Annotated in this window: 20 protein-coding genes; 19 read left to right on the top strand and 1 reads right to left on the bottom strand. The window is 72.5% G+C overall.

The genetic code is table 11. The features are described from left to right. Positions 1-171: 171 nt before the first annotated feature. From pyrR to ACFYYT_RS21890, 14 genes are all read left to right on the top strand, one after another. Positions 172-768: a bifunctional pyr operon transcriptional regulator/uracil phosphoribosyltransferase PyrR gene (gene pyrR, locus ACFYYT_RS21955; protein WP_351821018.1), complete on the top strand. Its 597-nt coding sequence runs from the start codon at positions 172-174 to the stop codon at positions 766-768. Between the two features lie 104 nt (positions 769-872). Then, on the top strand, positions 873-1,862 hold the full coding sequence (locus ACFYYT_RS21950) for an aspartate carbamoyltransferase catalytic subunit (protein WP_351821015.1): 990 nt from the start codon (positions 873-875) through the stop codon (positions 1,860-1,862). A gap of 2 nt (positions 1,863-1,864) precedes the next feature. After that, on the top strand, positions 1,865-3,151 hold the full coding sequence (locus ACFYYT_RS21945) for a dihydroorotase (protein ID WP_351821012.1): 1,287 nt from the start codon (positions 1,865-1,867) through the stop codon (positions 3,149-3,151). Next, a complete protein-coding gene (locus tag ACFYYT_RS21940; protein ID WP_351821009.1) occupies positions 3,148-3,729 on the top strand; it encodes a hypothetical protein in 582 nt (193 codons plus the stop codon). The genes ACFYYT_RS21945 and ACFYYT_RS21940 overlap by 4 nt, the downstream gene beginning before the upstream one ends. Then, positions 3,726-4,883, top strand: coding sequence for a glutamine-hydrolyzing carbamoyl-phosphate synthase small subunit (carA, locus tag ACFYYT_RS21935; RefSeq protein WP_351821006.1), 1,158 nt, complete (start codon positions 3,726-3,728; stop codon positions 4,881-4,883). Before ACFYYT_RS21940 ends, carA begins: the two co-directional genes overlap by 4 nt. Next, a complete protein-coding gene (gene carB / locus ACFYYT_RS21930) occupies positions 4,876-8,184 on the top strand; it encodes a carbamoyl-phosphate synthase large subunit (RefSeq protein WP_351821003.1) in 3,309 nt (1,102 codons plus the stop codon). The genes carA and carB overlap by 8 nt, the downstream gene beginning before the upstream one ends. Positions 8,185-8,276: 92 nt before the next feature. Further along, complete coding sequence (locus ACFYYT_RS21925) at positions 8,277-9,386, top strand: quinone-dependent dihydroorotate dehydrogenase (protein WP_351821143.1); 1,110 nt, start codon at positions 8,277-8,279, stop codon at positions 9,384-9,386. After that, positions 9,383-10,225 (top strand): orotidine-5'-phosphate decarboxylase, encoded by an 843-nt coding sequence (gene pyrF, locus ACFYYT_RS21920; protein ID WP_351821000.1) that lies wholly within the window; start codon positions 9,383-9,385, stop codon positions 10,223-10,225. Before ACFYYT_RS21925 ends, pyrF begins: the two co-directional genes overlap by 4 nt. 278 nt (positions 10,226-10,503) lie before the next feature. After that, a complete protein-coding gene (locus ACFYYT_RS21915; RefSeq protein ID WP_030234009.1) occupies positions 10,504-10,827 on the top strand; it encodes an integration host factor in 324 nt (107 codons plus the stop codon). Between the two features lie 61 nt (positions 10,828-10,888). Next, the gene (gene gmk, locus ACFYYT_RS21910) at positions 10,889-11,452 is read left to right on the top strand and encodes a guanylate kinase (RefSeq protein ID WP_351820997.1); all 564 of its coding nucleotides are present in this window, start codon (positions 10,889-10,891) and stop codon (positions 11,450-11,452) included. 58 nt (positions 11,453-11,510) lie between these two features. Then, complete coding sequence (rpoZ, locus tag ACFYYT_RS21905; protein ID WP_004948662.1) at positions 11,511-11,783, top strand: DNA-directed RNA polymerase subunit omega; 273 nt, start codon at positions 11,511-11,513, stop codon at positions 11,781-11,783. Positions 11,784-11,881: 98 nt separating this feature from the next. Continuing rightward, the gene (gene coaBC / locus ACFYYT_RS21900) at positions 11,882-13,117 is read left to right on the top strand and encodes a bifunctional phosphopantothenoylcysteine decarboxylase/phosphopantothenate--cysteine ligase CoaBC (protein ID WP_351820994.1); all 1,236 of its coding nucleotides are present in this window, start codon (positions 11,882-11,884) and stop codon (positions 13,115-13,117) included. A gap of 196 nt (positions 13,118-13,313) precedes the next feature. Beyond that, positions 13,314-14,522 (top strand): methionine adenosyltransferase, encoded by a 1,209-nt coding sequence (gene metK, locus ACFYYT_RS21895; protein ID WP_351820992.1) that lies wholly within the window; start codon positions 13,314-13,316, stop codon positions 14,520-14,522. Positions 14,523-14,606: 84 nt separating this feature from the next. Continuing rightward, complete coding sequence (locus ACFYYT_RS21890; protein WP_385323427.1) at positions 14,607-16,706, top strand: primosomal protein N'; 2,100 nt, start codon at positions 14,607-14,609, stop codon at positions 16,704-16,706. Positions 16,707-16,837: 131 nt separating this feature from the next. Here ACFYYT_RS21890 and ACFYYT_RS21885 read toward each other — a convergent pair whose 3' ends face one another. Then, positions 16,838-17,377 carry a hypothetical protein gene (locus ACFYYT_RS21885; protein WP_351820986.1) on the bottom strand — a complete coding sequence of 180 codons (540 nt, stop codon included), beginning with the start codon at positions 17,375-17,377 and terminating at the stop codon, positions 16,838-16,840. Positions 17,378-17,628: 251 nt separating this feature from the next. Here ACFYYT_RS21885 and fmt point away from each other — a divergent pair, with 251 nt between their 5' ends. The 5 genes from fmt to ACFYYT_RS21860 all read left to right on the top strand — a co-directional run bounded on the left by fmt (position 17,629) and on the right by ACFYYT_RS21860 (position 22,571). Further along, positions 17,629-18,573: a methionyl-tRNA formyltransferase gene (gene fmt / locus ACFYYT_RS21880; protein WP_351820983.1), complete on the top strand. Its 945-nt coding sequence runs from the start codon at positions 17,629-17,631 to the stop codon at positions 18,571-18,573. Positions 18,574-18,684: 111 nt separating this feature from the next. Beyond that, positions 18,685-20,178 (top strand): RsmB/NOP family class I SAM-dependent RNA methyltransferase, encoded by a 1,494-nt coding sequence (locus tag ACFYYT_RS21875; RefSeq protein ID WP_388608950.1) that lies wholly within the window; start codon positions 18,685-18,687, stop codon positions 20,176-20,178. A 237-nt stretch (positions 20,179-20,415) separates the two neighbouring features. Beyond that, on the top strand, positions 20,416-21,102 hold the full coding sequence (gene rpe / locus ACFYYT_RS21870) for a ribulose-phosphate 3-epimerase (RefSeq protein WP_351827181.1): 687 nt from the start codon (positions 20,416-20,418) through the stop codon (positions 21,100-21,102). A gap of 137 nt (positions 21,103-21,239) precedes the next feature. Beyond that, the gene (locus tag ACFYYT_RS21865) at positions 21,240-22,253 is read left to right on the top strand and encodes a sugar-binding transcriptional regulator (RefSeq protein ID WP_281205210.1); all 1,014 of its coding nucleotides are present in this window, start codon (positions 21,240-21,242) and stop codon (positions 22,251-22,253) included. Positions 22,254-22,349: 96 nt separating this feature from the next. Beyond that, complete coding sequence (locus ACFYYT_RS21860; protein WP_030157491.1) at positions 22,350-22,571, top strand: CarD family transcriptional regulator; 222 nt, start codon at positions 22,350-22,352, stop codon at positions 22,569-22,571. The last annotated feature ends 14 nt before the right edge of the window (positions 22,572-22,585 follow it).

Below are 22,585 nucleotides of genomic sequence, written 5' to 3'. Positions count from 1 at the left end.
GTTACGCAGCGTTACGTGGATGCGTCAAGCCGAATGCTCCGCGACACCCGCGCGCGGGGGGTCCCGGACCGCCCCCGTGCGCGGCCGGGCGCCCGGTCCTGGTACCGTGGACGGCGTACATCAGACGTCCTTTAAGGTCCGTCCCGTGAGGCGGAGAAGGAGGTCCTTTTCATGGACAGCCAGACTTCCCGTGCTTCCCAGGAAGCCGGATCCGAGGCGGCGCGCCCCGTACTGGAGGCGCAGGACATCGCCCGGGTCCTGACCCGCATCGCCCACGAGATCGTCGAACGCGCCAAGGGCGCCGACGACGTGGTGCTCCTCGGCATTCCCACCCGCGGCGTGTTCCTCGCCGGCCGGCTGGCCGCCAAGCTCGAAGAGATCACCGGCACGAAGATCCCGGTCGGCTCCCTCGACATCACCATGTACCGCGACGACCTGCGCCTGAAGCCCGCCCGGGCGATCGGCCGCACGGAGATCCCCGGCGACGGCATCGACGGCCGGCTGGTGGTCCTCGTCGACGACGTGCTCTTCTCCGGCCGCACCATCCGCGCGGCCCTCGACGCCCTCGGCGCCATCGGCCGGCCGCGCGCCGTGCAGCTCGCGGTCCTCGTCGACCGGGGCCACCGGGAACTGCCGATCCGCGCCGACTACGTCGGCAAGAACCTCCCCACGTCGCTGCGGGAGACCGTCAAGGTCCAGCTCCAGGAGGAGGACGGCCGCGACGCCGTACTGCTCGGGCAGCGGACCGACCAGGCCTCCGGGCAGTAGCCCGTACGGACGCCGGGCCCCCGCACGGGGGTCCGCGCCGCAGCCTGCCCTGCCCGCGTTCCAGTCAGCCCGCCTGTCTGCCTCCCGACTTACGGAGTAACCGGATGAAGCGCCACCTCATCTCGGCCGCCGATCTCACGCGCGACGACGCCGTCCTCATCCTCGACACCGCCGAGGAGATGGCCCGCGTCGCGGACCGGCCGATAAAGAAGCTGCCCACCCTGCGCGGCCGCACCATCTGCAACCTGTTCTTCGAGGACTCCACCCGCACCCGGATCTCCTTCGAGGCGGCCGAGAAGCGCCTCTCCGCCGACGTGATCAACTTCGCGGCGAAGGGCTCCAGCGTCTCCAAGGGCGAGTCCCTCAAGGACACCGCCCAGACCCTGGAGGCCATGGGCGTGGACGCCGTGGTCATCCGGCACAGCGCCTCCGGCGCCCCCTACCGGCTCGCCACCTCCGGCTGGATCGACGCCCCGGTGATCAACGCGGGCGACGGCACCCACCAGCACCCCACCCAGGCCCTGCTCGACGCCTTCACCATGCGCCGACGCCTCGTCGGCCGGGACGCCGGGCTCGGCAAGGGGCTCGACGGCCGCCGGATCACCATCGTCGGCGACGTCCTGCACAGCCGCGTGGCCCGCTCCAACGTGGACCTGCTGCACACCCTGGGCGCCGAGGTGACCCTGGTCGCCCCGCCCACGCTGGTGCCCGTCGGCATCGAGTCCTGGCCGTGCGGGATCTCGTACAGCCTCGACGAGGTGCTGCCGAAGTCGGACGCCCTCATGATGCTGCGCGTACAGCGCGAGCGGATGAACGCCGCCTTCTTCCCGACCGAGCGCGAGTACTCGCGCCGCTACGGCCTGGACGCCGCCCGGATGGCCCGGATGCCCGAGGACGCCATCGTGATGCACCCCGGCCCGATGGTCCGCGGCATGGAGATCACCGCCGAGGTCGCCGACTCCGACCGCTGCACGGTCGTCGAGCAGGTCGCCAACGGCGTCTCGGTCCGCATGGCCGTCCTCTACCTCCTGCTCGGAGGCTCCGAGCCCGCCGTCACCACCACCGCCGCCCCGCGCACCGAGGAGAACAAGTAACCATGAGCAAGATCCTTATTCGTGGCGCGAAGGTGCTCGGCGGCGAGACGCGGGACGTCCTGATCGACGGCGAGACCATCGCCGAGGTCGGCAGCGGCCTGTCCGCCGAGGGCGCGACCGTCATCGAGGCCGAGGGCAAGACCCTGCTCCCGGGCCTCGTCGACCTGCACACCCACCTGCGCGAGCCCGGCCGCGAGGACTCCGAGACCGTCCTCACCGGCACCCGCGCCGCCGCCTGCGGCGGCTACACCGCCGTCTTCGCCATGGCCAACACCTTCCCCGTCGCCGACACCGCCGGCGTCGTCGAGCAGGTCTGGCGCCTGGGCAAGGAATCCGGCTACTGCGACGTGCAGCCCATCGGCGCCGTCACCGTCGGCCTGGAGGGCAAGCAGCTCTCCGAGCTGGGCGCCATGCACGAGTCCGCCGCCCGCGTCACCGTCTTCTCCGACGACGGCAAGTGCGTGGACGACGCCGTGATCATGCGCCGCGCCCTGGAGTACGTGAAGGCCTTCGGCGGCGTCGTCGCCCAGCACGCGCAGGAGCCCCGCCTCACCGAGGGTGCCCAGATGAACGAGGGCGTCGTCTCGGCCGAGCTGGGCCTCGGCGGCTGGCCCGCGGTCGCCGAGGAGTCGATCATCGCGCGCGACGTCCTCCTCGCCGAGCACGTCGGTTCCCGGGTGCACATCTGCCACCTGTCCACCGCCGGCTCCGTCGAGATCGTCCGCTGGGCCAAGTCCCGCGGCATCGACGTCACCGCCGAGGTCACCCCGCACCACCTGCTGCTCACCGACGAGCTCGTGCGCTCGTACGACCCGGTCTACAAGGTCAACCCGCCGCTGCGCACCGAGCGCGACGTCATGGCCCTGCGCGAGGCGCTCGCCGACGGCACGATCGACATCGTCGCCACCGACCACGCCCCGCACCCGCACGAGGACAAGGACTGCGAGTGGGCCGCCGCCGCCATGGGCATGGTGGGCCTGGAGACCGCGCTCAGCGTCGTCCAGCAGACGATGGTGGAAACCGGACTGCTCGACTGGGCGGGCGTCGCCGAGCGGATGTCCTTCGCCCCGGCGCGCATCGGCGGCCTCCCGAACCACGGACGGCCCGTCTCGGCAGGTGAACCCGCCAACCTGACCTTGGTCGATACCTCGTACCGTGGTGTCGTGGACCCCGCGCACTTCGCCTCCCGCAGCCGCAACACGCCTTACGAGGGCCGTGAGCTGCCGGGGCGCGTCACTCACACCTTCCTGCGGGGCCGGGCAACGGTCGTGGACGGGAAACTGGCGTGACACCTGCAGTGATCCAACTGGCCGCCGAGGCCGCCGAACGACGGTCGGCGGAGGTGACGGACTGGGGCGCCCGCATCGCGTGGGTGGCCGGTCTGCTCGTCTTCATCGCGTTCGTGTACTGGCTGATGCGGCAGGGCTGGAAATGGCGCGGCGCACTGCAGAGCGATCTGCCGGAGCTGCCCGCCGCCCCCGGCGGGCTCCCCGCGCACCGCCTGGCCCTCACCGGCCGGTACCACGGGTCCACCACCGCCGGGCAGTGGCTCGACCGGATCGTCGCCCACGGCCTGGGAGTGCGCAGCCGGGTCGAGCTCACGCTCACCGACGCGGGCCTGGACGTGGTCCGTCCGGGTGCCACCGACTTCTTCGTACCGGCCGCGCAACTGCGCGGCGCCCGCCTCGACAAGGGAATCGCGGGCAAGGTACTCACCGAGGGCGGTCTCCTCGTCGTCACCTGGGCGCACGGCGACAAGCTGATCGACTCCGGATTCCGCTCCGACCGCGCGGCCGAACACGCCGCCTGGGTCGAAGCCATCAACCTCATGAACCCATCCATCACGACGGAAGGCGCCGAACGATGACGACCTCCACCAGGGGAGCAGCCAAAGCTCCCGCCGTACTCGTCCTGGAGGACGGTCGGATCTTCCGCGGCCGCGCCTACGGCGCTGTGGGGGAGACCTTCGGCGAGGCCGTGTTCTCCACCGGCATGACCGGCTACCAGGAGACCCTCACCGACCCGTCGTACCACCGGCAGGTCGTCGTGATGACCGCCCCGCACGTGGGCAACACCGGCGTCAACGACGAGGACCCCGAGTCCTCCCGCATCTGGGTGGCGGGCTACGTGGTCCGCGATCCCGCCCGCGTCCCCTCCAACTGGCGCTCGCGGCGCACGCTGGACGACGAGCTGGTCGCCCAGGGCGTCGTCGGGATCTCCGGCATCGACACCCGCGCCCTGACCCGCCACCTGCGCGAGCGCGGCGCCATGCGCGTCGGCATCTTCTCCGGCGACGCCGTCATGGACGACGCCGTCCTGCTGGCCAAGGTCCAGGACGCCCCGCAGATGAAGGGCGCGAACCTCTCCGCCGAGGTCGCCACCAAGGAGACGTACGTCGTCCCCGCGATCGGCGAGAAGAAGTTCACCGTCGCCGCCGTCGACCTCGGCATCAAGGGCATGACCCCGCACCGGATGGCCGAGCGCGGCATCGAGGTGCACGTGCTGCCCGCCACCGCCACCGTCGAGGACGTCTACGCGGTCAGCCCGGACGGCGTCTTCTTCTCCAACGGCCCGGGCGACCCGGCCACCGCAGACGGCCCCGTGGCCGTCATGCAGGCGGTCCTGGAGCGCAAGACCCCGCTGTTCGGCATCTGCTTCGGCAACCAGATCCTGGGCCGTGCGCTCGGCTTCGGCACCTACAAGCTGAAGTACGGCCACCGCGGCATCAACCAGCCGGTGCAGGACCGCACCACCGGCAAGGTCGAGGTCACCGCGCACAACCACGGCTTCGCCGTCGACGCGCCCCTCGACAAGGTGTCCGAGACCCCCTACGGCCGCGCCGAGGTGTCCCACGTCTGCCTGAACGACCAGGTCGTCGAGGGCCTGCGGCTGCTCGACCGGCCCGCCTTCTCCGTCCAGTACCACCCCGAAGCGGCGGCCGGCCCGCACGACGCCGCCTACCTCTTCGACCGCTTCACGTCTTTGATGGAAACCGCCCGTATGGAGGCCGAGCGTGCCTAAGCGCACCGATATCCAGTCCGTCCTGGTCATCGGCTCCGGCCCGATCGTCATCGGACAGGCCGCCGAGTTCGACTACTCCGGTACCCAGGCCTGCCGCGTCCTCAAGGCCGAGGGCCTGCGGGTCATCCTGGTGAACTCCAACCCGGCGACGATCATGACCGACCCGGAGATCGCCGACGCCACGTACGTCGAGCCGATCACCCCCGAGTTCGTCGAGAAGATCATCGCGAAGGAGCGCCCCGACGCGCTCCTGCCGACCCTCGGCGGCCAGACCGCGCTCAACACCGCGATCTCCATGCACGCGCAGGGCGTACTGGAGAAGTACGGCGTCGAGCTCATCGGCGCCAACGTCGAGGCCATCAACAAGGGCGAGGACCGCGACCTCTTCAAGGGCGTCGTCGAGGCCGTCAAGGCCAAGATCGGTTACGGCGAGTCCGCCCGCTCGGTCATCTGCCACACCATGGACGACGTCATCCAGGGCGTCGACACCCTCGGCGGCTACCCCGTCGTCGTGCGCCCCTCCTTCACCATGGGCGGCGCCGGCTCCGGCTTCGCCCACGACGAGGACGAGCTGCGCCGCATCGCCGGCCAGGGCCTCACGCTCTCCCCGACCACCGAGGTGCTCCTGGAGGAGTCCATCCTCGGCTGGAAGGAGTACGAGCTGGAGCTGATGCGCGACACCAAGGACAACGTCGTCGTCGTCTGCTCCATCGAGAACTTCGACCCGATGGGCGTCCACACCGGCGACTCCATCACCGTCGCCCCGGCGATGACGCTGACCGACCGCGAGTACCAGCGGCTGCGCGACATCGGCATCGCGATCATCCGCGAGGTCGGCGTCGACACCGGCGGCTGCAACATCCAGTTCGCGATCGACCCGGCCGACGGCCGCGTCATCGTCATCGAGATGAACCCGCGCGTCTCGCGCTCCTCGGCGCTCGCGTCGAAGGCCACCGGCTTCCCGATCGCCAAGATCGCCGCCAAGCTGGCCATCGGCTACACCCTCGACGAGGTCCCCAACGACATCACCGAGAAGACGCCGGCCTCCTTCGAGCCGTCCCTCGACTACGTCGTCGTCAAGGCCCCGCGCTTCGCCTTCGAGAAGTTCCCGCTCGCCGACTCCACCCTCACCACCACCATGAAGTCGGTGGGCGAGGCCATGGCGATCGGCCGCAACTTCACCGAGGCCCTCCAGAAGGCCCTGCGCTCGCTGGAGAAGAAGGGCTCGCAGTTCACCTTCGTCGGCCCCGTCGGCGAGAAGGAAGAGCTCCTGGCCGCCGCGGTGCGCCCCACCGACGGCCGCATCAACACCGTCATGCAGGCCATCCGCGCCGGCGCCACCCAGGAAGAGGTCTTCGAGTCCACGAAGATCGACCCCTGGTTCGTCGACCAGCTCTTCCTGATCAAGGAGATCGCCGACGAGCTGGCCGCCGCCGAGAAGCTCCACCCCGAGCTGCTCGCCGAGGCCAAGCGCCACGGCTTCTCGGACCACCAGATCGCCGAGATCCGCGGTCTGCGCGAGGACGTCGTGCGCGAGGTCCGCCACGCGCTGGGCGTCCGCCCGGTCTACAAGACGGTCGACACCTGCGCCGCCGAGTTCGCCGCGAAGACCCCGTACTTCTACTCGTCCTACGACGAGGAGTCCGAGGTCGCCCCGCGCACCAAGCCCGCGGTGATCATCCTGGGCTCCGGCCCGAACCGCATCGGCCAGGGCATCGAGTTCGACTACTCCTGCGTCCACGCCTCCTTCGCCCTCAGCGACGCCGGCTACGAGACCGTGATGGTCAACTGCAACCCCGAGACCGTCTCGACGGACTACGACACCTCCGACCGCCTGTACTTCGAGCCGCTGACGCTCGAGGACGTGCTGGAGATCGTGCACGCCGAGTCGCTGGCCGGCCCCATCGCCGGTGTCGTCGTCCAGCTCGGCGGCCAGACCCCCCTGGGCCTCGCCCAGGCGCTCAAGGACAACGGCGTCCCCGTCGTCGGCACCCCGCCGGAGGCCATCCACGCCGCCGAGGACCGCGGCGCCTTCGGCCAGGTCCTCGCCGACGCCGGACTGCCCGCGCCCAAGCACGGCACCGCCACCACCTTCGCGGGCGCGAAGGCCATCGCGGACGAGATCGGCTACCCGGTCCTGGTCCGCCCGTCCTACGTGCTCGGCGGCCGCGGCATGGAGATCGTCTACGACGAGACCCGCCTGGAGTCGTACATCGCCGAGTCGACGGAGATCTCCCCGACCCGCCCCGTGCTGGTCGACCGCTTCCTCGACGACGCGATCGAGATCGACGTGGACGCCCTCTACGACGGCCACGAGCTCTACCTCGGCGGCGTCATGGAGCACATCGAGGAAGCCGGCATCCACTCCGGCGACTCGGCCTGCGCCCTGCCCCCGATCACTCTCGGCGGCTTCGACATCAAGCGCCTGCGCGCCTCCACCGAGGCCATCGCCAAGGGCGTCGGAGTCCGCGGCCTGATCAACATCCAGTTCGCCATGGCGGGCGACATCCTCTACGTCCTGGAGGCCAACCCGCGCGCCTCCCGGACCGTCCCCTTCACCTCGAAGGCGACCGCCGTCCCGCTCGCGAAGGCCGCCGCCCGCATCTCGCTCGGCGCCACCGTCGCCGAACTGCGCGAAGAGGGCATGCTCCCGAAGAACGGCGACGGCGGCACCCTGCCGATCGACGCGCCGATCTCCGTCAAGGAGGCCGTCATGCCGTGGTCGCGCTTCCGCGACATCCACGGCCGCGGCGTGGACACCGTCCTCGGCCCCGAGATGCGCTCCACCGGCGAGGTCATGGGCATCGACGCCGTCTTCGGCACCGCCTACGCCAAGTCCCAGGCCGGCGCCTACGGCCCGCTGCCCACCAAGGGCCGCGCCTTCATCTCCGTCGCCAACCGCGACAAGCGCTCGATGATCTTCCCGGCGCGCGAGCTCGTCGCCCACGGCTTCGAGCTGATGGCCACCTCCGGCACCGCCGAGGTGCTGCGCCGCAACGGCATCAACGCCACCGTGGTGCGCAAGCTCAGCGAGGGCGAGGGCCCGGACGGCGAGAAGACCATCGTCCAGCTCATCCACGACGGCCAGGTCGACCTGATCGTCAACACCCCGTACGGCACCGGCGGCCGCCTCGACGGCTACGAGATCCGCACGGCGGCCGTGGCGCGCAGCGTCCCCTGCCTGACCACGGTCCAGGCGCTCGCCGCCGCCGTCCAGGGCATCGACGCGCTCAACCGCGGCGACGTGGGCGTCCGCTCCCTCCAGGAGCACGCGGAGCACCTGACCGCAGCCCGCGACTGACGACAAGCCCGTACGAAGGAGGGGGACCCCGGCGCGCCGACCGCGCGCCGGGTGTCCCCTTCCTCATGAGCGCAGAGGGATCCTCAGGCACCGTGTACAAACTCTTCTTCAACCTCGTCTTCAAGCGGATGGACCCGGAGCGGGCCCACTACATGGCCTTCCGCTGGATCCGCCTCGCCGCCCGCACGCCCGTGCTGCGGACCTTCGTCGCGGCGGCCCTCGCGCCCCGTTACGAGGCGCTGCGCACCGAGGCCCTGGGACTGCGGATGCACGGCCCCTTCGGGCTCGCGGCCGGCTTCGACAAGAACGCCGTCGCCATCGACGGCATGTCCATGCTCGGCTTCGACCACATCGAGATCGGCACGGTCACCGGCCGGGAGCAGCCCGGCAACCCCAAGAAGCGGCTCTTCCGCCTCGTCCCGGACCGCGCGCTGATCAACCGGATGGGCTTCAACAACGAGGGTTCGGCCGCGGTGGCCGAGCGCCTGGCCGCCCGCACCCCGGTCTTCAACACCGTCGTCGGCGTCAACATCGGCAAGACCAAGGTGGTGCCGGAGGCCGAGGCCGCCGCCGACTACGTGCTCTCCACCGAGCGCCTCGCCCGGCACGCCGACTACCTGGTCGTCAACGTCTCCTCGCCGAACACCCCGGGCCTGCGCAACCTCCAGGCCACCGAGTCGCTGCGGCCGCTGCTGAGCGCCGTGCGCGAGGCCGCGGACCGGGCCGTGCCGGACCGCCGGGTGCCGCTGCTCGTCAAGATCGCCCCCGACCTCGCCGACGAGGACGTCGACGCCGTCGCCGACCTCGCCCTGGAACTGGGCCTGGACGGCATCATCGCCACGAACACCACCATCGCGCGCGAGGGCCTCGGCCTGAAGTCCCCGCCCTCCCTCGTCAAGGAGACCGGCGGCCTCTCCGGCGCCCCGGTCAAGGAACGCTCCCTGGAGGTCCTGCGGCGCCTCTACGCGCGCGTGGGCGACCGGATGGTCCTCGTGGGCGTCGGCGGCATCGAGAACGCCGAGGACGCCTGGCAGCGCATCCTCGCGGGCGCCACCCTGATCCAGGGCTACAGCGCCTTCATCTACGAGGGTCCCTTCTACGCCCGCGCCATCCACAAGGGCCTGGCCGCGCGCCTGGCCACGAGCCCGTACGCGACCCTCGCCGAAGCGGTGGGCGCCGAGACCCGAAAGGCCGCGCTGTGAGCCCTGTGACCCCCTTCGGAAGCCGTCTGCGCGCCGCCATGGACGCGCGGGGGCCGCTGTGCGTCGGCATCGACCCGCACGCCGCCCTGCTCGCCTCCTGGGGCCTGGACGACGACATCGCGGGCCTGGAGCGGTTCTCCCGCACGGTCGTGGAGGCCCTCGCCGACGAGGTGGCCGTCTTCAAGCCGCAGGCGGCCTTCTTCGAGCGGTTCGGCTCGCGCGGCGTCGCGGTGCTGGAGCGCACCGTCGCGGACGCCCGGGCCGCGGGCACCCTGGTGCTCATGGACGCCAAGCGGGGCGACATCGGCTCCACGATGGCCGCGTACGCCTCCGCCTTCCTGGACCCGTCCTCCCCGCTGTTCTCGGACGCGCTGACGGTCTCCCCGTACCTGGGCTACGGCTCGCTGGAGCCGGCCGTCCGGCTGGCGCGGGAGTCGGGCGCGGGCCTGTTCGTGCTGGCCCTGACCTCGAACCCGGAGGGCGCCGAGGTCCAGCGGGCCGTCCGCGCCGACGGGCGGACCATCGGGGCGACGATGCTGGCGCACCTGGCGGCCGAGAACGCGGGCGCCACGCCGATGGGCTCCTTCGGCGCGGTGGTCGGCGCGACCCTGGGCGACCTGTCCTCGTTCGACCTGGACATCAACGGGCCGCTGCTGGCCCCCGGCATCGGCGCCCAGGGCGCGACGCCGGCGGACCTGGTGACGGTCTTCGGCAAGGCCGTCGGCAACGTCGTCCCGAACGTCTCCCGGGGCGTCCTGAAGCACGGCCCGGACATCGCCGCACTCCGCGCGGCCGCGCGCGGTTTCGCGGCCGAAATCCGCGAGGCCGTCTCCGCCTGACCGCGCCCGGGACGCGTACATGGCACGCCGTGACGAAATTCGAACGTCTTTCCCCGGACAAAACCGGGGTAGTTTGTCCGTGATGTACGGTTCAGTGGAGGCTGACCAGGACTTTTCGTCCGTTCTCGCTGACTGGAGCGGCCTTGGCCGCTAGTCTCCGACCAGAGTGAACGAGCAGCGAGCGATTTCCGGCGCTGCTCGAAGGCTCGCCTGGCGTGGTGCCTTCGGGCTCCTCGCCGGTCCGTATCCGACAGTTCGACATCCGAGGTGACGTAGGCGTGGCTCTTCCGCCCCTTACCCCTGAACAGCGCGCAGCAGCGCTCGAAAAGGCCGCCGCGGCTCGCCGGGAGCGGGCCGAGGTGAAGAATCGACTCAAGCATTCCGGCGCCTCCCTCCACGACGTCATCAAGACGGGTCAGGAGAACGACGTCATCGGCAAGATGAAGGTCTCCGCCCTTCTCGAGTCGCTTCCCGGCGTCGGGAAGGTCCGCGCCAAGCAGATCATGGAGCGCCTCGGCATCTCCGAGTCCCGGCGTGTCCGAGGTCTCGGTTCCAACCAGATCGCCTCTCTGGAGCGCGAGTTCGGCGGCAGCGGCGCCTGAGGCGTCGCCCGAAGTTCTCCCGGCGTTCTCAGGCAGTCCCGAGAACCTGGATAATCGCTCTATGGCAGCAGAGGTTCGTCCGCGGCTGACCGTGCTCTCCGGCCCCTCGGGGGTCGGCAAGAGCACGGTCGTCGCGCATATGCGCAAGGTTCACCCCGAGGTATGGCTCTCGGTGTCGGCCACCACCCGCAAGCCGCGGCCCGGTGAGCGACACGGAGTCCACTACTTCTTCGTCAACGACGACGAGTTCGACAAGCTGATCGCCAACGGCGAGCTGCTGGAGTGGGCCGAGTTCGCGGGCAACCGCTACGGCACACCGCGCGGCGCGGTATCGGAACGCCTGGAGAACGGCGAACCGGTGCTGCTGGAGATCGACCTCCAGGGCGCCCGGCTCGTGCGCGAGTCCAAGCCCGACGCCCAGCTGGTCTTCCTCGCACCGCCGAGCTGGGACGAGCTGGTCCGCCGGCTCACCGGCCGCGGTACGGAATCGCCGGAGGTGATCGAGCGCCGCCTCGACTCGGCGAAGATCGAACTGGCTGCTGAATCCGAGTTCGACACCACCCTGGTCAACACCTCCGTCGAGGACGTGGCGCGCGAGCTGCTAGCCTTGATGAAAGTTGTTTGATCGTTGATCGATATGTCGGTCAATGTTTGATCTTTCACCCATCTTCGGAAGGTAGAGCGTGTCCTCTTCCATCACTGCGCCCGAGGGCATCATCAACCCGCCGATCGACGAGCTGCTCGAGGCCACGGACTCGAAGTACAGCCTCGTGATCTACGCGGCCAAGCGTGCGCGTCAGATCAACGCGTACTACTCGCAGCTCGGTGAGGGCCTGCTTGAGTACGTCGGCCCGCTGGTGGACACCCACGTCCACGAGAAGCCGCTTTCGATCGCGCTGCGCGAGATCAACGCGGGCCTGCTGACCTCCGAGGCCATCGAGGCCCCGGCCCAGTAGGGCACGGAACAGTCCTTTCACCACAGGCCCGGCAGAACATCTGCCGGGCCTGTGGTGTGTCATAGGTGCGTAGACGATTCACGGATGGGGAGCGCGTGGTGGACAAGCCGGGTAAGCCGAAGGTCGTGCTGGGGGTCAGCGGCGGGATCGCCGCGTACAAGGCCTGCGAGCTGCTGCGCCGGCTGACCGAGTCCGGGCACGACGTACGGGTGGTGCCCACGGAGGCCTCCCTGCACTTCGTCGGCGAGGCCACCTGGGCCGCGCTCTCCGGCAACCCGGCCTCCACGCGGGTCTGGGAGAGCGTCCACGAGGTGCCCCACGTGCGCATCGGCCAGGGCGCCGACCTCGTCGTCGTCGCCCCCGCCACCGCGGACATGCTGGCCAAGGCCGCCCACGGGCTCGCCGACGACCTGCTCACCAACACCCTGCTCACCGCCCGCTGCCCGGTGGTCTTCGCGCCCGCGATGCACACCGAGATGTGGGAGCACCCCGCCACCCGGGAGAACGTGGCGACGCTGCGCCGGCGCGGCGCGGTCGTCATCGAGCCCGCCGTCGGGCGGCTGACCGGCAAGGACACCGGCAAGGGGCGGCTGCCCGACCCCGAGGAGATCTTCGAGGTCTGCCGCCGCGTGCTGGCGCGCGGGACCGCCGGGCCCGATCTGGCCGGGCGGCACGTCGTGGTCAGTGCGGGCGGCACCCGTGAGCCCCTGGACCCGGTCCGCTTCCTGGGCAACCGCTCCTCCGGCAAGCAGGGGTACGCCCTCGCCCGCACCGCCGTCGCGCGCGGCGCCCGGGTCACCCTGGTGGCGGCCAACACCGCGCTGGCCGACCCGGCCGGGGTGGACGTCGTACGGGTGGGCACGGCGCTCCAGCTGCGCGAGGCCGTGCTCAAGGCGGCCGCCGACGCCGACGCCGTGGTGATGGCCGCGGCCGTGGCCGACTTCCGGCCCGCCCGGTACGCCGACGGCAAGATCAAGAAGCAGGACGGCCGGGAGCCCGAACCGGTGGCCCTCGTGCGCAATCCCGACGTCCTCGCGGAGATCTCCGCGGAGCGCGCCCTGGCGGGCCAGGTGGTGGTCGGTTTCGCCGCCGAGACCGACGACGTCCTCGCCAACGGCCGGACCAAGCTCCGCCGCAAGGGCTGTGACCTTCTCGTGGTCAACGAGGTCGGCGCGGCCAAGACCTTCGGTTCGGAGGAGAACGAGGCTGTGATCCTCGCCTCCGATGGAACCGAGACCCCCGTTCCCTATGGTCCGAAGGAAGCCCTGTCCGATGTGATTTGGGACCAGGTGGCCTCGCGGCTCGCGCCGGGGGCCGACTCGCGACGCGCCTGAGCGTTGCCCTTCTCGACGGGAAATCCGTACGTCAGAATGGAGTGCCGCAGGTCACATGGCTCCCATAAGGCGAGACGGGTGGTCCGCCGGACGGTGGCGACCGATAAACTGCAATCTCGGAACGTGACCGGGCGCAGCCTCCGGTGTGGTTCCGCCAAATGATCAGCCAGCAGCCGCTGCAACCCCAGGGAGCGTTGTGTCCCGTCGCCTGTTCACCTCGGAGTCCGTCACCGAGGGTCACCCCGACAAGATCGCTGACCAGATCAGTGACACCATCCTCGACGCGCTCCTCACCGAGGACCCGACCTCGCGTGTGGCCGTGGAGACCCTCATCACGACCGGTCTCGTGCACATCGCGGGCGAGGTGACGACGAAGGCGTACGCGCCGATCGCCCAGCTCGTCCGCGACAAGATCCTCGAAATCGGCTACGACTCGTCCAAGAAGGGCTTCGACGGCGCCTCCTGCGGCGTGTCGGTGTCCATCGGCGCGCAGTCCCCCGACATCGCGCAGGGCGTGGACACCGCCTACGAGAAGCGCGTCGAGGGCGACGAGGACGAGCTCGACAAGCAGGGCGCCGGCGACCAGGGCCTGATGTTCGGCTACGCGTGCGACGAGACCCCGGAGCTGATGCCGCTCCCGATCCACATCGCGCACAAGCTCTCGCGCCGCCTGTCCGAGGTCCGCAAGAACGGGACCATCCCGTACCTGCGCCCCGACGGCAAGACCCAGGTCACCATCGAGTACGACGGTGACAAGGCCGTCCGCCTCGACACGGTCGTCGTGTCCTCGCAGCACGCCGCCGACATCGACCTGGACTCGCTGCTCGCCCCCGACATCCGCGAGTTCGTCGTCGAGCACGTGCTCGCGCAGCTCGTCGAGGACGGCATCAAGCTGGACACCGAGGGCTACCGGCTGCTGGTGAACCCGACCGGCCGCTTCGAGATCGGCGGCCCGATGGGCGACGCCGGCCTCACCGGCCGCAAGATCATCATCGACACCTACGGCGGCATGGCCCGCCACGGCGGCGGCGCCTTCTCCGGCAAGGACCCGTCCAAGGTCGACCGCTCCGCCGCGTACGCGATGCGCTGGGTCGCCAAGAACGTGGTGGCCGCCGGTCTCGCCGCGCGCTGCGAGGTCCAGGTCGCGTACGCCATCGGCAAGGCCGAGCCCGTCGGCCTCTTCGTCGAGACCTTCGGCACCGCCAAGGTCGACGTCCAGAAGATCGAGGACGCCATCGGCGAGGTCTTCGACCTGCGCCCGGCCGCGATCATCCGCGACCTCGACCTGCTGCGCCCGATCTACGCCCAGACCGCCGCCTACGGCCACTTCGGCCGCGAGCTGCCGGACTTCACCTGGGAGCGCACCGACCGCGTCGACGCCCTGCGCGCGGCCGCCGGTCTCTGAGCGGCACCGCACGACGGCGGACGGCCCCGGACCCCTGTGGTCCGGGGCCGTCCGTTGTCGGCGGCGTTTGGTAAGAATGCAGGTGTGAGCAGCGCGAACGATTCCCCGCCGGAACAGCTCGCACTGATCCGGGAGATGGTCGCCGAGGCGAAGGCCAAGGCGCCCAAGGCCAAACCGCGCACCTGGCGCGGGGCCGCCCTCGCCGAGGAGCTGCCGGTCGCGCGGATCCTCGTCAACAAGGGCGTGCTCCACCTCGACCAGCTGTGGGACTACGCCGTCCCCGCCGAGCTGTCCGAGGCCGCGCAGCCGGGCGTCCGGGTCCGGGTCCGCTTCGGCGCCGGGTCCCACCAGGTGCACGGCGGCCGCCGCGAGGGCGGCGGCCTCATCGACGGGTTCATCGTCGAGCGCCGCGCCGAATCCGACTACCACGGCGCGCTCGCCGCCCTCGCCCACGTCGTCTCGCCCGAGGTCGTCCTCGGCCCCCGCATGCTCGCCCTCGCCCGGGCCGTCGCCGACCGCTACGCGGGCAGCCTCGCCGACGTGCTCCAGCTCGCGCTGCCCCCGCGCAACGCCCGCGCCGAGGCCAAGCCCTCGCCCGAGCCGCTGCCCCCGCCCGCCGCGCCCGAACCGGGCGGCTGGGCGCGCTACGGCGCGGGCCCCGCCTTCCTGCGGGCCCTGGCCACCGGCGCGGCCCCCCGCGCGGTCTGGACGGCCCTGCCCGGCCCCGGCTGGGCCGATGAGCTCGCCCGGGCCGTCGCGGCCACCCTCGCCTCCGGCCGGGGCGCCCTCGCCGTCGTCCCCGACGGGCGCACCGCCGCCCGCGTCGACGCCGCCCTGACCGCACTGCTCGGCGAGGGGCGGCACGCCCTGCTCACCGCCGAGTCCGGACCGGAGAAGCGCTACCGGCAGTGGCTCGCGGTCAGCCGGGGCTCGGTGCGGGCCGTCGTCGGCACCCGGGCCGCCATGTTCGCCCCCGTACGGGACCTCGGGCTCGTCGCCGTCTGGGACGACGGGGACTCCAGCCACAGCGACGACCACGCCCCCTTCCCGCACGTCCGCGAGGTACTGGAACTGCGCGCCGTCACCGACGGCTGCGGCTTCCTCGCCGGGAGCACCAGCTGCACGGTGGAGGCCGCCCAGCTCGTGGAGTCCGGCTGGGCCCGCCCGCTCGTCGCCGGCCGGGAGACGGTGCGGGCCGTCGCTCCGCGCATCCGCACCGTCGGCGACGAACTGCTGGCCCGCGACGGGGCGGCCCGCCAGGCCCGGCTGCCCAGCCTGGCCTGGGAGACCGTCCGGGAAGGCCTGAAGACCGGCCCCGTGCTGGTCCAGGTGCCGCGCCGGGGGTACGTGCCCCGGCTCGCCTGCGAGCGCTGCCGCACCCCCGCCCGCTGCCGGGTCTGCGCCGGGCCGCTGGAGGCGCCCGACGAGCGGGACCTGCACTGCGGCTGGTGCGGACGGGCCGAGACCGCCTGGCACTGCGAGGAGTGCGGCTCCTTCCGGCTGCGGGCCCAGGTGGTGGGCGCGCGGCGGACCGCCGAGGAGCTGGGCCGCGCCTTCCCCGCCGTGGCCGTACGGACCTCCGGGCGCGACCACGTCCTGGACGAGGTGCCGGACCGGCCCGCGCTGGTGGTGTGCACCCCGGGCGCCGAACCGGTCGCCGCGGGCTCCGGGTACGCGGCGGCGCTGCTGCTCGACGGCTGGGCCATGCTCGGCCGGCCCGACCTGCGGGCGGGGGAGGAGGCGCTGCGCCGCTGGATCGCCGCCGCCTCGCTGGTCCGCCCCGAGGGCCAGGTCGTGGTCGTCGCCGAGCCGACGCTGCGGCCGGTCCAGGCGCTGGTGCGCTGGGACCCCGTCGGGCACGCCGTACGGGAACTGGCCGAGCGGGCGCAGCTGGGCTTCCCGCCCGTGTCCCGGATGGCCGCCGTGGCCGGGCGGGGGGAGGCGCTGGAGGCCTTCCTCGCCGCCGCCGAGCTGCCGCCGGACGCGGAGGTCCTGGGCCCCGTACCGCTGCCCGGGCGGCGGGGGGAGCCCTCGCCGGGGGAGCGGGCCCTGGTACGGGTGCCGCCGGGGAGCGGGGCCGCGCTGGCCGCCGCGCTCAAGGCCGCGCAGGCCGCCCGGATGGCGCGGGGGGTCGCGGTGGGGGACGCGGTCCGGGTCCGGATCGACCCGCCCGACATCGGCTGACCCCCGGGCCGCCCCCCGGACCGCGGCGCCAAGAGCCCCCGGCGGGAGCGACCGTGGGGGTCGTCCCGCCGGGGGCGGATCGTGGGGCGGCCGTAGGGGGTCGGCGTCCCGGCGGCCGGAGGGGTACGCGCTCAGCCGTTGCGCGGGCCCGGGAAGGCCGGGGGGCGTGCGAGCGGTCCGGCCGCGGCGGCCCCGGCCCCGGCCTGCGACTCCTCGCGCACCGGCTGCGGGGGGACCGAGCGGGCGGCGGGGATGGTGGGGAGCGGTCCCAGCGTCCTGGTCGTGGCGCCCTCGGCCTGCGGCTCCGCGGACTCGGCGGCCTGCGCGCGGCGCGCCCCGTAGCGGCGGTGCACGGCCTGCTTGGTGACGCCGAGGGCCGAACCGACGGCGTCCCAGGAGAAGCCGAGGGAGCGGTCGAAGTCCACCGCCGCGGTGACCAGCGTCTCGACGCTGTCCCGCAGCTCCTGGGCGAGCCGCACGGTGGGCGCGGGCGCCCGGCCGTAGACGACGAAGCCCGTGGAGGGACCGGAGCGGCGGGGACGGTAGACGTTGCCGAGCTGAGCGGTGAGCGTGCGCAGAGCGTCCACCTGCCGGCGAACCCGCTCGATATCCCTCACCAGGAGGTGCAGGCTGGCCCGTGCTTGGGCGTCATGGGTGGCGTGGTCGGCCATGGAGAAGCCTCTCGAACCGGTGCTGAAGAGCGGATCGGGCCGCATACACCGTTCTTGATCGCGGCCCGTTTCGGTCAATCTGTCTTGACCAACGCGCCATACGGCATTGAAGTCACGCTCCGGGGGCGTGTCGGCATATGCGAGAGGCGCGTGCGTGTGCGTACGCCCCCTCGCCGCCGCAGGTGGGCGCCCCCGGGCGGGGCCCATACACTGGTGCGTTGCTGACAGCCGAGATAGCGAGGTAGACCCCAGTGAAGCTCGTCTTCGCAGGCACCCCCGAGGTCGCCGTGCCCGCCCTGGACGCCCTGATCGCCTCCGGGCGGCACGAGGTCGCCGCCGTGATCACCCGGCCCGACGCCCCCGCCGGACGCGGCCGCAGACTGGTCGCCAGCCCCGTCGCCGAGCGGGCCGAGGAAGCCGGGATCGAGGTGCTCAAGCCCGCGCGGCCGCGTGACGAGGACTTCCAGGCCCGGCTGCGCGAGATCGCCCCGGACTGCTGCCCCGTCGTCGCCTACGGGGCCCTCATCCCCAAGAGCGCCCTGGACATCCCCCGGCACGGCTGGGTCAACCTGCACTTCTCGCTGCTGCCCGCCTGGCGCGGGGCCGCGCCCGTACAGCAGTCGATCATGGCGGGGGACCAGGTCACCGGCGCCTCCACCTTCCGCATCGAGGAGGGCCTGGACACCGGCCCCGTCTACGGGATCCTCACCGAGGACGTCCGCCCCACCGACACCAGCGGCGACCTGCTGACCCGGCTGGCGTTCGCCGGCGCCGGACTGCTCGGCGCGACCATGGACGGCATCGAGGACGGCACCCTGCGCGCCGTGCCGCAGCCCGCCGAGGGCATCTCCCTCGCGCCGAAGATCACCGTCGAGGACGCCCGCGTCGACTGGAACGCCCCCGCGCTGCGCGCCGACCGCGTCGTGCGCGGCTGCACGCCCGCGCCGGGCGCGTGGACCGTCTTCCGCGGCGAGCGGCTCAAGCTGATCTCCGTCGGGCTCGTCCCCGACCGCACCGACCTGGCGCCCGGGGTGCTGTCCCCGGCCAAGAACAACGTGTACGTGGGCACCGGCTCGCACGCCGTCGAGCTGCTGTGGGTGCAGCCGCAGGGCAAGAAGCCGATGAAGGGCGCCGACTGGGCCCGCGGGGTGCGGATCGCTCCCGGCGAGCGCCTGGGCGGGGCCGACGTAGGCTGAACCACGGCCGGTCCGCCGGCCGCCACGCCCCGCACCACCGGCGTCAGGCCCCAGCACCCCGCACCACCTCGCGACCCCCGCAGCACCTCGTAACCCCGGAGCACCTTTCACGTGAGCGAACAGCCCGCCCGTCGTCCCGCCACCGCCCCCGCGGGCGCCGGCAAGCCGTCCGGCAAGCAGGGCGGCAAGCCCGCCAGGCCGCACCGGCGGCCGAAGAAGGACCCCGTCCGCATGCTGGCCTTCGAGGTGCTGCGGGCGGTGGACGAGCGCGACGCCTACGCCAACCTCGTCCTGCCGCCGCTGCTGAAGAAGGCCCGCCAGGACGAGAACTTCCAGGCGCGCGACGCGGCCCTGGCCACCGAGCTCGTGTACGGCACCCTGCGCCGCCAGGGCACCTACGACGCGGTGATCAAGGCCTGCATCGACCGGCCGCTGCGCGAGGTCGACCCGCCGGTCCTGGACGTGCTCGCGCTCGGCGCCCACCAGCTCCTCGGCACCCGCATCCCCACCCACGCCGCGGTCTCGGCCAGCGTGGAGCTGGCCCGGGTGGTGCTCGGCGACGGGCGCGCGAAGTTCGTCAACGCCGTCCTGCGCAAGATCGCCGCGCACGATCTCGACGGCTGGCTGGAGCGGGTCGCGCCGCCCTACGAGGACGACGCCGAGGAACACCTCGCGGTCTACCACTCGCACCCCCGCTGGGTCGTCAGCGCCCTGTGGGACGCGCTGGGCGGCGGCCGCGCCGGGATCGAGGACCTGCTGGAGGCCGACAACGAACGGCCCGAGGTGACGCTGGTCGCGCGCCCGGGGCGGTCCACGCCCGAGGAGCTGCTGGAAGCGGTCGGCGAGGACTCGGCGCTGCCGGGCCGCTGGTCCCCGTACGCGGTCCGGATGGCCGAGGGCGGCGAGCCGGGCGCGCTGGAGGCGGTCCGCGAGGGCCGGGCCGGCGTCCAGGACGAGGGCAGCCAGCTGGTGGCGATGGCCCTCGCGGCGGCGCCCGTCGAGGGCCGCGACGCCCGCTGGCTGGACGGCTGCGCGGGCCCGGGCGGCAAGGCGGCGCTGCTGGGCGCGCTGGCCGCCCGGCGCGGGGCCTTCCTGCTGGCCTCCGAGAAGCAGCCGCACCGGGCGCGGCTGGTGGAGCGCGCGCTGGCGGGCAACCCGGGCCCGTACCAGGTCATCGCGGCCGACGGCACCCGGCCGCCGTGGCTGCCGGGCTCCTTCGACCGGGTCCTGGTCGACGTCCCCTGCTCCGGCCTGGGCGCGCTGCGGCGCCGCCCCGAGGCCCGCTGGCGGCGGCGTCCCGAGGACCTGGAGAGCTTCGCGCCGCTCCAGCGCGGGCTGCTGCGCCAGGCCCTGGAGGCCGTACGGGTCGGCGGGGTCGTGGGCTACGCGACCTGCTCCCCGCACCTGGCGGAGACCCGGGTCGTGGTGGAGGACGTCCTCAAGGGGCGGGGCGCCGGCGCCCAGGCGGTGTCGGCGGAACTGATCGACGCCCGGCCGTACATGCAGGGCGTCCCGGCCCTGGGCGAGGGCCCCGACGTCCAGCTCTGGCCGCACCTGCACGGCACGGACGCGATGTACCTGGCCCTGCTGCGCCGCACCGCGTAGCGCCCCGCGCCGGGGCGGCCGCGCCGGGGCGGCCGCGCCGGGGCGGCCGCGCCGGAGCGCGGCGCCCCCGGTGCGGTCCGGCAGGGCGGTGCGGGCCCGTCCCTCCGCGGGTACCGTCCGGTACCCGTACCTGAAGGACACGTGAAATCTGCCGCCGGATCCATTAAGTGACGCTACGAGAACCCCGAGTTCCGGGGGCATGGCCGGAAGTGGCCGAGGGCATGGCACGCTTGGGGCATGGCCGTTCAGATCAATCCCAGCATCCTGTCCGCCGACTTCGCCCGCCTCGCCGAGGAGGCGCGGGCCGTCGAGGGGGCCGACTGGCTGCACGTCGACGTCATGGACAACCATTTCGTCCCGAACCTGACCCTCGGCGTCCCGATCGTGGAGTCGCTGAGCCGCGCCACGGACATCCCGCTGGACCTGCACCTGATGATCGAGGACCCGGACCGCTGGGCGCCGCAGTACGTGGAGGCCGGGGCCGGTTCCGTCACCTTCCACGCGGAGGCCGCCGCGGCCCCCGTCCGCCTGGCGCGGGAGATCAGGGCCCAGGGCGCCCGGGCGGCGATGGCGCTCAAGCCCGGCACGCCCATCGAGCAGTACGAGGACATCCTCCCCGAGCTCGACATGGTGCTGATCATGACCGTCGAGCCCGGCTTCGGCGGCCAGTCCTTCCTCGACATCATGCTGCCCAAGGTCCGCCGGACCCGGGAGCTCATCGCGAAGCACGGGCTCGACCTGTGGCTCCAGGTCGACGGCGGGGTCTCGGCCTCGACGATCGAGCGGGTCGCGGAGGCCGGCGCCGACGTGTTCGTGGCCGGCAGCGCGGTCTACGGGGCGGTGGATCCGGCCGCCGCGGTACGCACCCTGCGCGAGCAGGCGGGCGCGGCCATCGCCGCCGCGCCGTGGGCTTGCGACCACTGAGCCGGCGTTGGTGGACGGCTCGGTGAACGGAAGCCGTCCAGGCTGATCAACGGCCGTCGGATCTGACAGGATGAACGGCGAGTCGAGAGTGTGAACACGACAGTGTGAACAGCAGTGAGGAGAACGCGGTGTCTGCAATGTCGGCGGGACGGTCAGCCCTGCGGATGGGACCCGCGGAGCTGGTACAGGCGGCGGCCATGGCCCGGCGCTTCTACCTGGAGGGCAAGTCCAAGATCCAGATCGCCGAGGAGTTCGGCGTGAGCCGCTTCAAGGTGGCCCGGGTCCTGGAGACCGCCCTCGAACGCGACCTCGTACGCATCGAGATCCGGGTGCCGGCCGAACTGGACGCGGAGCGTTCCGACGCCCTCCGCGCCCGGTACGGGCTGCGGCACGCCGTCGTGGTGGAATCGCCCGCCGACGCGACCGAGGACGCCCCGGACCCCGAGAACCTCGGCGCGGTCGCCGCCGACCTGCTGGGCGAGCTCGTCAACGAGGGCGACGTCCTCGGCCTGGCCTGGGGGCGCTCGACCATCCACATGGCCGCCTCGCTGCACCGGCTGCCGCCCTGCACGGTCGTCCAGCTCACCGGCGTGTACGACGCCGGGACGGCCGAGCGCGGCTCCGTGGAGGCCGTCCGCAGGGCCGCGCAGGTGTCGGGCGGCGACGCCCACCCCATCTACGCGCCGATGCTGCTCCCGGATCCGGCGACCGCGGCCGCGCTGCGCGGCCAGACGGGCATCGCGCGGGCCTTCGAGTACTTCGACAAGGTGACGGTCGCCGCCGTCTCGATCGGCTCCTGGGAGCCCGGCATCTCCACCGTCCACGACATGCTGACCGACGAGGAGCGGGCGCACTACGCCTCCCTCGGCGTGGCCGCCGAGATGTCCGCGCACCTCTTCGACGCGGACGGCCGCAGGGTCGGACGGGACCTCGGGGAGCGCTGCATCACGGTCGAGGCGGACCGGCTGCGCCGGATCCCCGAGGTGGTGGCCATCGCGGGCGGGCTGCGCAAGGCCTCCGCCATCGGCGCGGTGCTCCGCTCCGGGCTGGTGACCAGCCTCGTCACCGACACGGCGGTGGCGGACTACCTCCTGACGGAGTCCGCTCCGGGGCTGCGTCCGGCGCTCGACCGGGCGGACCCTGACGACTGACGGGGCCGCCGCACCGAGCCGGTGATCCGGAAGGTGCCGGAATCGAGACCCGAACAGCGGACCGCGAGGCGGCTCCGGGGGCGCATACTGGCTTCAATGACTAAGTCCGCAGTACCTCGCCGCCATTTGCCGTCCAGCCCGTTCAAGGCCCCCGTGGAACCGCCGCTCCGGCAGTTCAGCGTCGGCGACCGGGTGAGTCACGACGAGCACGGCCTCGGCCGTGTCGTCGGTATCGAGGAGGGGATCGCCGTCCTGGTCGACTTCGGGTCGGTCCAGAAACGAATCCTGAGTCCGTACACCAAGATGTCCGCGCTCTGAGATCTCCGGGTCTC

Source organism: Streptomyces sp. NPDC002032 (genome assembly GCF_042890765.1).
Classification (GTDB): Bacteria; Actinomycetota; Actinomycetes; order Streptomycetales; family Streptomycetaceae; genus Streptomyces.
This window is presented reverse-complemented; position numbering and strand designations above follow the sequence as displayed.